This is a genomic window from Nostoc sp., assembly GCF_036917415.1.
Lineage (GTDB): Bacteria > Cyanobacteriota > Cyanobacteriia > Cyanobacteriales > Nostocaceae > Nostoc.
Map to the genome: position 1 here is coordinate 1 of NZ_JBALDJ010000036.1, position 12,207 is coordinate 12,207.

The 12,207-nt window shown below is 40.2% G+C and carries 12 protein-coding genes, 1 tRNA gene and 1 pseudogene; 8 read left to right on the top strand and 6 right to left on the bottom strand.

The genetic code is table 11. The features are described from left to right. Positions 1-253: 253 nt before the first annotated feature. Positions 254-1,120 carry a carboxylating nicotinate-nucleotide diphosphorylase gene (nadC, locus tag V7K41_RS06565; RefSeq protein WP_334846598.1) on the top strand — a complete coding sequence of 289 codons (867 nt, stop codon included), beginning with the start codon at positions 254-256 and terminating at the stop codon, positions 1,118-1,120. Positions 1,121-1,248: 128 nt separating this feature from the next. Continuing rightward, complete coding sequence (locus tag V7K41_RS06570) at positions 1,249-1,515, top strand: hypothetical protein (protein WP_334846600.1); 267 nt, start codon at positions 1,249-1,251, stop codon at positions 1,513-1,515. Positions 1,516-1,745: 230 nt separating this feature from the next. Here the strand turns inward: V7K41_RS06570 and V7K41_RS06575 are convergent, their stop codons facing one another. From V7K41_RS06575 to V7K41_RS06585, 3 genes are all read right to left on the bottom strand, one after another. Beyond that, positions 1,746-2,237, bottom strand: a complete 492-nt coding sequence (locus V7K41_RS06575; protein WP_334846602.1) for a GNAT family N-acetyltransferase — start codon at positions 2,235-2,237, stop codon at positions 1,746-1,748. A 150-nt stretch (positions 2,238-2,387) separates the two neighbouring features. After that, positions 2,388-2,888 carry an IS630 family transposase gene (locus V7K41_RS06580; protein WP_334846604.1) on the bottom strand — a complete coding sequence of 167 codons (501 nt, stop codon included), beginning with the start codon at positions 2,886-2,888 and terminating at the stop codon, positions 2,388-2,390. 2 nt (positions 2,889-2,890) lie between these two features. Then, positions 2,891-3,460 carry a helix-turn-helix domain-containing protein gene (locus V7K41_RS06585; protein WP_334846605.1) on the bottom strand — a complete coding sequence of 190 codons (570 nt, stop codon included), beginning with the start codon at positions 3,458-3,460 and terminating at the stop codon, positions 2,891-2,893. A gap of 585 nt (positions 3,461-4,045) precedes the next feature. Here V7K41_RS06585 and V7K41_RS06590 point away from each other — a divergent pair. Beyond that, on the top strand, positions 4,046-4,990 hold the full coding sequence (locus tag V7K41_RS06590; RefSeq protein ID WP_334846606.1) for a hypothetical protein: 945 nt from the start codon (positions 4,046-4,048) through the stop codon (positions 4,988-4,990). Between the two features lie 157 nt (positions 4,991-5,147). Here the strand turns inward: V7K41_RS06590 and V7K41_RS06595 are convergent, their stop codons facing one another. Next, entirely contained in the window at positions 5,148-6,818 is a 1,671-nt protein-coding gene (locus V7K41_RS06595) for an ABC transporter ATP-binding protein (RefSeq protein ID WP_334846607.1), read from the bottom strand. 295 nt (positions 6,819-7,113) lie between these two features. On the opposite strand from V7K41_RS06595, the gene V7K41_RS06600 reads away from it, so the two are divergent. Then, positions 7,114-7,368, top strand: coding sequence for a hypothetical protein (locus V7K41_RS06600; RefSeq protein WP_334846609.1), 255 nt, complete (start codon positions 7,114-7,116; stop codon positions 7,366-7,368). Positions 7,369-7,382: 14 nt separating this feature from the next. On the opposite strand, the gene V7K41_RS06605 is transcribed toward V7K41_RS06600, so the two are convergent. Both V7K41_RS06605 and V7K41_RS06610 read right to left on the bottom strand, forming a co-directional pair. Next, positions 7,383-8,165, bottom strand: a complete 783-nt coding sequence (locus V7K41_RS06605; protein ID WP_334846611.1) for a TrmH family RNA methyltransferase — start codon at positions 8,163-8,165, stop codon at positions 7,383-7,385. Between the two features lie 95 nt (positions 8,166-8,260). After that, positions 8,261-8,342 (bottom strand) — tRNA-Leu (locus V7K41_RS06610). Positions 8,343-8,750: 408 nt separating this feature from the next. On the opposite strand from V7K41_RS06610, the gene murA reads away from it, so the two are divergent. The 4 genes and pseudogenes from murA (at position 8,751) to V7K41_RS06630 (ending at position 12,203) form a co-directional block, all read left to right on the top strand. Continuing rightward, positions 8,751-10,118 carry a UDP-N-acetylglucosamine 1-carboxyvinyltransferase gene (murA, locus tag V7K41_RS06615; protein ID WP_334846715.1) on the top strand — a complete coding sequence of 456 codons (1,368 nt, stop codon included), beginning with the start codon at positions 8,751-8,753 and terminating at the stop codon, positions 10,116-10,118. 464 nt (positions 10,119-10,582) lie between these two features. After that, positions 10,583-10,783, top strand: a pseudogene (locus V7K41_RS06620) (PhoD-like phosphatase N-terminal domain-containing protein); the annotation flags it as partial. Positions 10,784-10,809: 26 nt separating this feature from the next. After that, the gene (locus V7K41_RS06625; RefSeq protein ID WP_334846612.1) at positions 10,810-10,941 is read left to right on the top strand and encodes a hypothetical protein; all 132 of its coding nucleotides are present in this window, start codon (positions 10,810-10,812) and stop codon (positions 10,939-10,941) included. Between the two features lie 20 nt (positions 10,942-10,961). Further along, positions 10,962-12,203, top strand: a complete 1,242-nt coding sequence (locus V7K41_RS06630) for an AAA family ATPase (protein WP_334846614.1) — start codon at positions 10,962-10,964, stop codon at positions 12,201-12,203. The last annotated feature ends 4 nt before the right edge of the window (positions 12,204-12,207 follow it).

Genomic DNA, 12,207 nt, shown 5'->3' on the forward strand with positions numbered 1-12,207 from the left:
TTTATTTGCTTGACGCAATCCACTTGCTGTATAATCGCTTTCAAACTATAATATTTTCAAGGTTCGGTGTCTTTCAAGCGTCGCTTTTTCGCGCTTCGCTTTCGGCACTTATTCAATATAACGAACCTAATTCATTGTGTCAACTATTTTTCCAAAAATATTTTGGTTTGTTTCTGATTTACTACGAAAGCCTTAGAGAGTAAGGGTTATAGGCTATAGTATTCCTGGAAGTAACTAAGGAAGTAATAAAGTTGTGAGGAATTCTGGTGTTTTGCCGCCCTGGGTGGTTTTAGATCCATTATTGCGTGCCTGGTTGATAGAGGATATTGGCAGGGGCGATCGCACAACAAATACGCTACTAGTAGAAGATGTGACGCTAGGCTCTGCCAAATGGATCGCAAAAGCTTCAGGGATAATTGCTGGCTTACCAGTTGCAGCTAAGGTGTTTCAGATATTGAATGAAAAAGTCAGCTTTGTGGCGATGGCACCTGAAGGTGCATGGTGTGAGCCAGGACAGATAGTAGCTGAAATTCATGGTTCGCTGGATGCGCTGCTGATGGGGGAACGAGTCGCGCTCAACTTAGCTATGCGGTTGAGTGGGATTGCGACGCTGACTAATATATATGTAGAGAAAATTGCTGATTTACCTGCTCAGTTGGTGGATACGCGTAAAACTACGCCAGGGCTGAGACTGTTGGAAAAGTACGCGACTGCTTTGGGTGGGGCAATTAATCACCGGATGGGGTTGGATGATGCGGTGATGATTAAGGATAATCACATTGCTGCGGCTGCGGGAATTGGAGAAGCTGTTACCCGTATTCGTTCTCAGATTCCTTATCCTTTGACTATAGAGGTAGAGACAGAAAGTTTAGAGCAGGTGAAAGAAGCTTTGCAGCACAAGGCTGACATTATTATGTTGGACAATATGCCTTTGGATATGATGAGTCACGCGGTAAAGTTAATTCGCCAGCAGGATAGCCGGGTGAAAATTGAAGCTTCGGGGAATGTGACTTTAGAGACGATTCGCGGTGTGGCGGAGACTGGCGTTGACTATATTTCTAGCAGTGCGCCGATTACTCAGTCAAAATGGTTGGATTTGAGTATGAGTATTGTACATTAATTATCAAAATACCAGTAAAACTTTATAAGCGCATAAAAAAATATACGTGGATTTTATTATTATTACTTAGATAAATTATAAAATATTATTATGTAATGCAAAAAATTTTACTTAAAGGAAAAAATCAAATGAAAGACGAATTGATTGCAGGGATGGCGACACTTGCAGGTTCTTCATTAGGCTCGATTACCGTCGCTACAGTACCTGTAGTTGTGACTAGTACTACATCTGCTAGTGGTATCGCAGGTTGGTTAGGTTTTACAACAGCAGCTACAACAGTCATAGCTGCTCCAATTACTGTACCAGTCGGTGGGATTGTAGCAGCCGGAGCGTTATTGACTTATGGAGGATATAAAATATATAAACAGATCAAAAGTCGAGAATGTCAATCCTAGACTTTGAATTACTGGGGTGAACACTGCTCACCCTAATTTTTTACATATTTTAAGGCATTAAAAGATCATTACGATGTGAAATAAGAACAGCGAGAAAAAAGCGATCGCTTACCAAGGCTATAAAAATTACCTGAGAATCATCACAATAGTTACGGAGAATTAATCCAGATCGATTGTTACCGAATTTAATTTTAAAGTCTCAGAAAATAGCGATCGCCTTAAACAATACGTTAACTAATTCGCAGTCCCATAATCACTAAGTCCCGTTCAATGCTGTCAAGTTCGGCAATGTTAGGTAAATGTCCCCAGCGTTCAAAACCAAACGTTTCAAAGAGTTTTAAGCTGGGTTGATTGTGGGCAAAAATGAAGCATACTAGGCTCTTTATACCCAAACTAGGACTTTCGCTAATTGCTTGTGCTAAGAGTTGCCGTCCTAAGCCACACCGATGAAAGCTAGGGGCTATGTAGATACTAATTTCGGCAGTCTTACTATAGGCGGGTCGCCCATAAAAGGATTGAAAACTAAGCCATCCAGCAATCACTCCTTCTACTTCGATTACCCAAAGTGGGCGTTGTAAAGGCGATCGCCCCTTAAACCAAGCAAGGCGACTTTCCACAGATACTGGTTCTAAGTCAGCGGTTGCCATTCTAGACGGAATTGCAGTATTGTAAATTGCCACAATTGCAGGCAAGTCAGTTTCAGTCGCATGGCGAATGGTCATTGCTACCGTCTCGGAAAAATCTTCAGAAAATATTCAAAAATAATACAGTGTTAACAGTAGCAATTCTATGGTTTCTAGCGTAATTGTCACAGATACTTTGCCAGGTAGGGATCGTCTACCTTAGATAAAGTAATGGCTAATACCAATTCTCTATGAAGATGCATAGAATAAAGCTTCATGAAAGAGAGCTTCGAGGATAAAATCATAACTTGTCAAAGACGAGATTACCAGAGAAGACATTTGAGCTAACTCATGTTGAATCCGTTGGCGCAGTTCTTGTAAATTAGAGAAGCTTTCCCCTTTGAACTGGCGTTTAATAAACTGCCATAATCGCTCAATTGGATTAAGCTGAGGGCTATGAGCAGGTTGAAAGACCGGGATGAGATTTTCAGGCCAAGACAGCGCCAAAGCTTGATGTGCAGATGCTTGATCCATTTGCATCAGTGCCATATCATCACCCAGTTCTTGGGATAGGGCATCAAGAAATTTCTGAAAGTTTTCACCGTCTAAATGAGGATATTCATGACAAAAATGCCATCCTGTCAATGGTTCAACGACTCCATACAGCCAGAATGCCTCTCTTGGCCACTGTACACTGACTATCGGTTTAACACCACGAGCCGTAATCACTCGCCCGGTTTCCGTTTTCAACCCTAGTCTAGTCTCATCCTGACAGAGGTAACGTAGTCGCTTTCCTTGACATAAAAGGTTTTGAAAGCTAACAAGGGCGTGAGGAATGTTTTTTTAAACAGGTTGACAGCCTGTTCATCCTGCTGTTTGCCCTGAGGTCGAGGTATTTTGAGTTTCGCCTGGAGTTGATAGTCTACCAAACGATATACCGTCTGATATTTGACTTCTAAATCAAATTCCTGCTTGAGCCACTCTACAATTTCCCCATAGCTGCTGAACCCTTCGGAACATTTGAGTTTCTCCTCCAACTGCGATCGCACTTCTCCTTGAATCTTCGGAGTTGCTCCAGGAGAAGCTTTGACCTCTAATAGTTTCGCTAATCCCCCTTGTCGATACTTTTGCAACCATCGTGTTACCGTTGAGCCATCTCTGCCCAACATGCGGCTTAGTTCCTGATGCTGTGTTGCTTGTCCTGTTTTTATCCACCACAGCATTTGCAACCGTTCTTTCTCAAAAGCAGTCCGAGCCTTCTTGAGACTTTTAGACAAATATTCAGCGCTCTCACTGATTTCTAAGTTAAAAGGGCGTCCCATTGCTTGCCAAGCAGTGTTTAATTTTTACTATCACACTATTCTATAGTTCTATGCACCCTCATATAGAATTGGTATAACCCTACTAGCAAGTATGCAATACGCCACTATAAAAGCCACCATAACTATTATCAATATAGCCCAATTATAACACCCTACCTAATATATTTTATTGAACAGGGAAACTTTATAACTTCTTAGTTTTCAATTTTTAAATTCTAACTTTTTATTATTAAAGCATCATTTAGTATTCATCCTAGAAAAATAGATAAATTTCTCATGTCAGGAAAAATCAACTTTTTCCTCTGAATATTTATATACCGCTTTTGACTTCAAGTTTTACATCAGAGAATAAAACCTTAATTTCTTTAACAGAATAGATTACAAATAATTCTATCATCAGTGAATACATAGATGTTTTAAGTTATACATAACAATCAAGTGTACTTGGTAGCTATTTTAATAAAAACTGGTTTTAAGTTTGCTTTAATAAGTACAAGTTATATATATAGCTAAAGACAGAGGTTGATACCATATATTAGTCTTTAAAATTAATATAAATATCAATTAAGATTAAGCAAAAGTAGTATGTCTATTCCTTGTTTGAAAATTAGTGATAAATTTAGTACCAATCAAAATAGTAATGTTTCCAAAATTGTTGAGGTAGCACTTTTTATAGATCAAATAAAAAGTAGTATTTGGGTTTTTGGTATTCCCTCTTGGCTTTTCGGGATAACTGATAGAAGCATAGCCGCATTTGTCGATGGTTATTTATCTCCTATAGAAATATTTCAGCTATTTACAGCCTCTTTCTTTTTTGTGATCTGGCTATATTTAAAGCCGGAAGAAAGCTTCAATAGTAATGATTTAGACCCCAGCCAATATCAAGAATATCTGGCTCGCACTCAAGCTAACAAACTTCAAATAAAAAAGCTCCACATGATAAGCCAGGAATATATTTTACCGTTTCCTTATATTTGCCAAATTTATCATTTATTGAGTTTAAAGCATTTGGAAACAGTTCATAAATTTAGCCTTAATAACCTGAAGATTTTTCAAATTAGCCACTTTCAGCCTACAAATACTGGTGGAATAATCAAATTTCAAACAATATTAGACTCGCCAGCTAATCCTTTGAGAATTTGGCGACAACCTATTGTAGAGGTGGATTTGATATTACATACCCCTTACACTGTTGAACTGAGTATTCCAGTCTACAATAACAAAAGGATAATTGTTATATTTCATGCTTTCCCGTTAAATGACTCAGAACATCAGTTTTTTATAGATATTTATAGTGACCTAGAGTGGCCAAAGCCATTATTACAAATAATATTGCATTTTGCTTCTTGCTTGACCCTATTTGAGGATTTGCCGTATTTAAGAGCTTTATCTGAAAAAAATATAGGGCGTTTATTCAACTTAAGTAAAACTTCAAATCATGAGACTGCATTGCTGTTTAAAAGATTCGTTGAGCTTTATGGTTCGAGTGGAGAACCAACTAGATTACTTAAGGGAAGGGAAAATAGTTAGGAGTTAGGAGTGAAGAGTTAGGAGTTAAAAACTTCTAACTTATAATTTTATTTAGGGACTTGCAAAAAATAAATTATCCCAAATTACTTGTAGATTTGTAAGGGCGCAAAGCCTTGCGCCCCTACGATGGAGTGTTTTTTTAATGGAAGTTCTTTAGTTAAGCGCGTGCTAGTAAGGGAGCAGCAGCTAGTAAGGTTTTGGTATACGGGTGCTGAGGATTGGCAAAAATCTTTTTTGTAAGACCAAGTTCGACAATTTTACCGCCATTCATTACGGCAATACGATCGCACAAAAATCTAGCTAACCAAAGATCGTGAGTGATGAATAGATAAGTTAACTCAAACTCTTCCTTTAATTGCAACATCAAATCCAGCACCTGCGACTGAACGCTGGCGTCTAACATACTCACTGGTTCATCGCAGATTAAGAGTTTAGGGTGAGTAATCAAAGCACGAGCGATCGCTACTCGTTGTTGTTGTCCACCAGACAAATCCGACGGGTAACGCTCATAATACACTTCTGGCGGTGTTAATCCAACTTTATTTAGCATCCACAAAACCTGTTCTTTTGCCTTGGTAGGATTAGCTAGATTGTGAATAAATAAAGGATCTGCAATACTTTGTCCCACTGTCATCGCTGGATTGAGACAAGCATGAGGATCTTGAAAAACCATTTGTATTTGTCGCCGCGAGGAACGAATTTCTTGACGCGACAGTTTAGTTAAATCCTGTCCTAAAAACTCAACTTTGCCACTAGTGGGACGAATTAGTTGCAAGATTGTTCGTGATAGTGTACTTTTACCACAACCTGATTCCCCGACTAAGCCAAGAATTTCTCCTGAATAAATATCCAAGTCGATCCCATCTACTGCTTTAATTGTCTGCGCTTGTGTGTTAAGCAGTCGTTCGATAAAATTAGGTTCTATAGTATAGTGTTGCTTAAGTTCTGTAACGCTCAAAATTGGAGATTGCTGATTAATAATCGGTAATTGCTTTTCTTCGTCATTGGCAATTATCAATTCTCCACTATCAGTTACTGCTTGAATGTGTAAAGCTGCTTTTAAGAGCGATCGCGTGTATTCATGTTGAGGTTGCCTAAATACGGTTTCTGTAGAACCCATTTCAACCATCTTTCCGTTATACATTACGCCAATGCGATCGCAATACTCAGCCACCATTGCTAAATCATGAGATATTAGCAGCAATCCCATGTTTTCTTCACCGCACAGGCGAGTTAATTCTTGCAATATCTGCGCGGAGACGGTGACATCTAAACTGGTGGTGGGTTCGTCAGCAACAATAAACTTGGGGTTGAGGAGTAAAGCTAAAGCGATCGCTACCCGTTGGCGCATTCCACCGCTAAACTCATGAGGATATTGATTCCAGCGACTAGCGGGAATATTCACCTTTGCTAAGGTAGCAAGTGCTTTTTCTTTGGCTTCGCGCGTTGATAATTGTGGTGAGTGCGCCTGGAGGGTTTCGATACAATGCTTACCAATCGTCATCAGCGGATCGAGGCGTGTCATGGGATCTTGAAAAATTAAAGCGATCGCCTCTCCCCGAAATTTCCGCAACTGCTTAGGTGTCAAGTCAAACACTGAGTGTCCTTGAAATGTCACCCGTCCCTCAATACGACTAGAGGCTGGTAGTAAACGCATTACTGCCCGTCCGAGAGTTGATTTACCACAACCTGACTCTCCCACCAATCCCATTCTTTCACCTGGTTGCAACGTGAAAGATACATCATCAACCGCCCAGCTTGCTTCTTCTCCACTCCGCCCAGGATAGGCAACTCGCAGATTTTCGATACAGAATAAGGCTTCACTCATAGTTAGTTATCAGCCCTGAGCTACCAGTTTTTATAATTTCAAATTTAGGATAGTCTATCAAATTAAGTATTAGACCTGTTTTATAAAACTTACCTAAATCTAGCCAACTTGATTTGGTCTAACCGTAGCGATAGCTGTCTCCAATCTTAGTAATTGGAGACAGCTATCGATATTCTTGATAACCACTGCTAAAGTTGATACAGCACCCAACTATGATGTTATAAGTGCAAAATTTAAATCTGTAGGAACTAGAATCAAAATTAAGTCAGTAAATCAGGATTTTAAAGTTAATATTATGGAGCAAAATCAGCCAGAACAGCGGCACGCTGCCGATCGGGTGTTTCAAGAATCCCTCGAACAGTTGGAGGATATCTTACAAGAAAGTTCAACTGAGGAAGAAGAGATTCCCCAACTACATACTAGTAATTTTACTGAAGTTGAAGTCGAACTCGATCGAGACTTGATAGATATTGATTTAGCGGCTCTTGAGGACGCAGTTGCTGATATTGAACAATATCTCGAAGAAATAACAAAAACCCAATTGGGGTAAAAAGTTAAAATTTATTACTGACAAATTAGTTGCCGTTGAGCTTCGTACAACATTAAAGCGGCTGCGATCGCCACATTTAGAGATTCCACCCCAGGACTCAAAGGAATTCTGACTTGCCGATCTGCGATCGCTGCTAAATCTGCCGATAATCCAGCACCTTCATTTCCCAGTAAAATCATACTAGGTTTTCGCCAGTCCACTTCCCAATAAGTTAAAGTCGCACTGGGTAAGGTTGCCACTACCTGCATTCCTGCCTGTTGACTTTGTTGGACTGTCGCTTTTAAATCTTCGGTTACGGCTGTTGCTAGGCGAAACCATTGCCCTGCGGAAGCACGTAGAACTTTAGGACTATCTAAATCTACACTATCTCCACTGACCCACAACCCTGATGCTCCAGCGGCGGCGGCGGTGCGAATCATCGTACCCAGGTTGCCGGGATCTTGCACAGTTTCTAAAGCTAGCACTAAACCAGTCAATGGTAGTTGAGTTTGGGGTTTGCTTCGTTTTGCCGTTGCCACCACACCATCCGGTTGGACTGTGGTAGCGATCGCATCCAAGACTTCTTGACTGACAATTTCGGCGCGATCGCATCGGCTACAAGCTTCTTCCCACAGCGAAGGATGGCCTACTTGCCAATCTTGGGTACAACACACTGTTTCTAGTGGGTAATTGACTGCACAAGCTTCTTCTAACAGGTGCGTCCCTTCTAGTAAAAATAACTGCTGTTTGTGTCGCTCCTTGGTGGAGTGTAGCTTGCGAATTTGTTTGACTAGGGAATTTTGTAAACTGGTCAACATCAAAAAGTTAAGAGTTAGAAATTAATAGTTAGGAGTTAATTTAGTTATCTTTCAACTCATAACTCTTGACTTGTAACTCCTAACTTAAGATAGTATGCGGAACCCGGGACTTGAACCCGGAAGCCTTGCGGCACTAGAACCTGAATCTAGCGCGTCTGCCAATTCCGCCAGTTCCGCTGGCATTTGTACTTATCCACAATTTCTTATTATTGCGTTATGTTTTATTTTTGTCAAGTAACAAGCATAACGCCTCGTTAAAAGTCTCTAACTGGAAACGATTTTTTCAGACACAAGGTCGAATCAAAATATTAACTAGACAGTACAGCATTGATTTTTAAAGAACACTTAAGTTATTTTACTGAGTATTTAATTTTGCTTCAAACTACTACTTATTCATTATTTTTTTGAATTTTTTTAAAAAGCTCAAAAAGCTTGCTATTGCTTATTTTCAGCCTACATCTTCACCCAAAAAACAATTTTTTTATACAAAACAGTGCTTTAAAACGTGGACATTTTGAATCTTTACTGTAGAATCAAAACCAACTTCAAACATATAAAATACGTATTACTTTTGGAGGTAGGCTTATTAATCCTTCTACCAGCTTACCAGATGCCAAAATTGCTCCAGAAGCAGACTCCTCAGTCTTGCAAATTTGGGGTGGGCATCCTTTGCGGGGTCATGTGAAAATTAGCGGAGCAAAAAATTCAGCACTGGTAATCATGGCTGGAGCCTTGCTGTGTCCGGGCGATTGTCGTATTCGCAATGTCCCTTTGTTAGCGGACGTAGAGCGGATGGGTCAGGTGTTATCAGCTTTGGGTGTGCAATTAACCCGACAAGGCGATATTTTAGACATCAATGCCAGCGAGATTAAAACATCAAAAGCTCCCTATGAATTAGTTACCCAGTTGAGAGCAAGTTTTTTCGCCATTGGAGCCATTCTGGCAAGACTGGGAGTAGCACAGATGCCTTTACCAGGCGGTTGTGCGATTGGGGCAAGACCAGTTGACTTGCATGTTCGAGGACTGCAAGCAATGGGAGCGGAAGTACAAATTGAGCATGGCATTTGTAATGCCTACGTCCCTGGCAGCAGCCGGAGATTAAAAGGTGCGAACATTTACTTAGACATTGCCAGCGTTGGAGCGACGGAAAACTTGATGATGGCGGCTACCCTGGCAGAGGGTGAAACGATCATCGAAAATGCTGCCAGAGAACCGGAAGTAGTCGATCTAGCTAACTTCTGTAACGCGATGGGAGCGAAGATTCAGGGCGCGGGGACTAGCAGGATTATTATCGAAGGAGTTCCCAAGTTGCATTCTGTTGACTACAGCATTATTCCCGATCGCATTGAGGCCGGGACATTTTTGCTGGCAGCAGCAATTACCCGCTCAGAACTTATTCTCTCACCAGTGGCTCCAGAACATCTCATCCCAGTAATTGCCAAGCTGCGGGATATTGGAGTGACAATAATTGATGAAAAGCCTGACCACTTACACATTCTGCCAGCGGAAACCCTTAAGGCAACGGATATTGAAACTCAATACCATCCAGGTTTTCCCACAGATATGCAAGCGCCATTCATGGCTTTGCTGGCAGTGGCAGAAGGCGACAGCGTAATTAACGAATCCGTCTTTGAAAATCGCTTGCGTCATGCCTCAGAGTTGAATCGTTTGGGGGCAGATATTCGTGTCAAAGGCAATGCTGCTTTCGTTAGGGGAGTACCAAAATTATCTGGCGCACCAGTATTAGGTACAGACTTACGAGCATCGGCAGCGTTAGTCATCGCCGGACTAGCGGCAGAAGGACAAACCACAATTCAGGGTTTACAGCACCTCGATCGCGGCTACGATCGACTTGATATGAAGTTGCAGCAATTAGGGGCTAAAATCCTCCGCGTGGGCGAAACATCGACAGATGCAGAAATCGCTCCCAGCATCAGTAGCCTGTCAAGTTGAAATTGATCGGTTGAGACTGATGCTGGGATAAGAGGAACAAGGGAGACAAGGTAAAATCTTCTCCCTTGTCTGTTTTTATCTCTTCCATTTATACCTTGCAATCTGCTGAATTCTCCTGATAGATAGAGGCTTTTAAGCTTTGTCCATATCTTTTTTTGATGAATATTCTGGAAAAATCTGTGTTGGCTGTTACAATATTGTTAAGAAAAGTTGCCCGTTGCATTTTGGGAACGCGCAATTGGGTTTTAACTCTCTTGAGAAGACAACGCAAAAACATTTTTTAGACCAGCTGTGGGAGGCTGGTCTTTTTGTATTTAAAGTCCTCATACATTATACTTATCGGTTTGAGTGTAATACTCATACTGTTTTATTAATTACTTTTATTGGTTTGTAATACATTGGTTATTCAGTTACCAAATCGCCTCAAGGCTTAAAATAAACCCCTGTAAAACATCTTCTCCTGACTCATCACCTCTGATAAAATGCGTCCTGGCATACCTTATGATGTAGCTAACAAAGATATATCTAACGATAGCATTGTCATCTGGAGTCGGAGCGATCGCTCTGCAAAAATGATCGTAGAATATTCTACTAGCGAATCTTTTCGCAACGTGCAGCAAGTTGTGGGGTCTAATGCTTTAAAGAATAGCGACTTTACAGCACGCCAGAAAAATAAATCCTCAAAAGCATAGTGAGATGTAGCCAGCTAGATAGAGTAATTACGCAATTTTTTATTCTGTCTACTGGCTTTGTTGTTTTTGGTGAGATGTTGAAGGATGAAAAATTTGTGCGATCGCCACTGGTAGGAGCTAAATTTAAGTAGGTAGAGTTTTGGAGTTGATCGTGCTTAAGCAACTCATCCTGAAAAATTGGAAAAGTTTTCGTTATGCCGAGCTTCCACTTGACCCATTGACTGTTCTGATTGGTACAAATGCCAGTGGTAAGTCTAATGTGGTTGAAGCTTTGGAATTTTTACAAAGAATTGCTAGAGGTGAGAATATTGAAGCAGCTTTAGCTGGAGATAAAACACTCCCATCTATTCGCGGTGGTGTGGAATGGGCTGCAAAAAAAGGTGAAAATGCGTTTACATTAAAGGTGCTAGTTGCAGATCGTGATAGTAAAGTAGATTATCTTTACAGAATCACATTACAAACAAGACCAACTATTCATAGTTTAACAGAAAAAATAACGATTTGTCAAGACAATCATGAATATTTTCCCATAGAATTTGGATTATCAGGTGATAAATTTTCTGCAAGAAGCTCCTTGCTTAATCGTAGTGATTTCTATGGATTACCCTTATATTTTATTGAATCTAATTTTCTTTCTGAACCATCCAAAAAAGAATTATATCAGTCAAATTATTTCAAACAGAATAGCGTCAACATAATTAATAATATAATTTTGCCAACAATTGAAAATATTTTAGTTCTAAATTTAGTGCCCGATAAAATGAGGGATTATTCACGTCTATCTGAGATTTTAGAAAGTGATGGTTCCAATATTGCAGGTGTACTGGCAGCATTGGATGGGGAACAAAAAGCCGAAGTGGAATCGACTCTATCAGCTTACATCAAAGATTTTCCAGAAGGTGATATTAAAAGAGTATTTGCAGAGCCAGTTGGTAGACTGAAAACTGATGCAATGCTTTACTGTGAAGAAGAATGGAAACCTGGAGAGATGACACTAATAGATGCTAAAACTATGTCAGATGGAACTCTCCGTTTTATAGCAATTATTACAGCATTACTTACTCGACCAGAAGGAAGTCAACTAGTAATTGAAGAAATAGATAATGGTCTTCATCCCTCGCGTGCAGAACTGCTGGTAAGAATACTACGAGAGATTGGCAGCAAAAGAAAAATTGATATTTTACTAACTACCCATAACCCAGCTTTGCTTGATGCTTTAGGCCCAGAGATAGTTCCTTTTGTAGTTGTCGCACACCGCGACTCTGAAACTGGAGAAAGCAAACTTACACTTTTAGAAGATATTGATAATTTCTCTAAGTTATTTGCATCATATTCTTTGGGCGATATGACAACTAAGGGTGCAATTGAAAGAAGCCTTTCTCGTAATGAATAGTTAC

Coding starts and splice junctions, on each gene's coding strand:
- V7K41_RS06570 (WP_334846600.1), top strand. CDS start 1,249: ATGAAAGACGAATTGATTGCAGGGATGGCGACACTTGCAGGTTCTTCA.
- V7K41_RS06575 (WP_334846602.1), bottom strand. CDS start 2,237: ATGACCATTCGCCATGCGACTGAAACTGACTTGCCTGCAATTGTGGCA.
- V7K41_RS06585 (WP_334846605.1), bottom strand. CDS start 3,460: ATGGGACGCCCTTTTAACTTAGAAATCAGTGAGAGCGCTGAATATTTG.
- V7K41_RS06590 (WP_334846606.1), top strand. CDS start 4,046: ATGTCTATTCCTTGTTTGAAAATTAGTGATAAATTTAGTACCAATCAA.
- V7K41_RS06595 (WP_334846607.1), bottom strand. CDS start 6,818: ATGAGTGAAGCCTTATTCTGTATCGAAAATCTGCGAGTTGCCTATCCT.
- V7K41_RS06600 (WP_334846609.1), top strand. CDS start 7,114: ATGGAGCAAAATCAGCCAGAACAGCGGCACGCTGCCGATCGGGTGTTT.
- V7K41_RS06605 (WP_334846611.1), bottom strand. CDS start 8,165: ATGTTGACCAGTTTACAAAATTCCCTAGTCAAACAAATTCGCAAGCTA.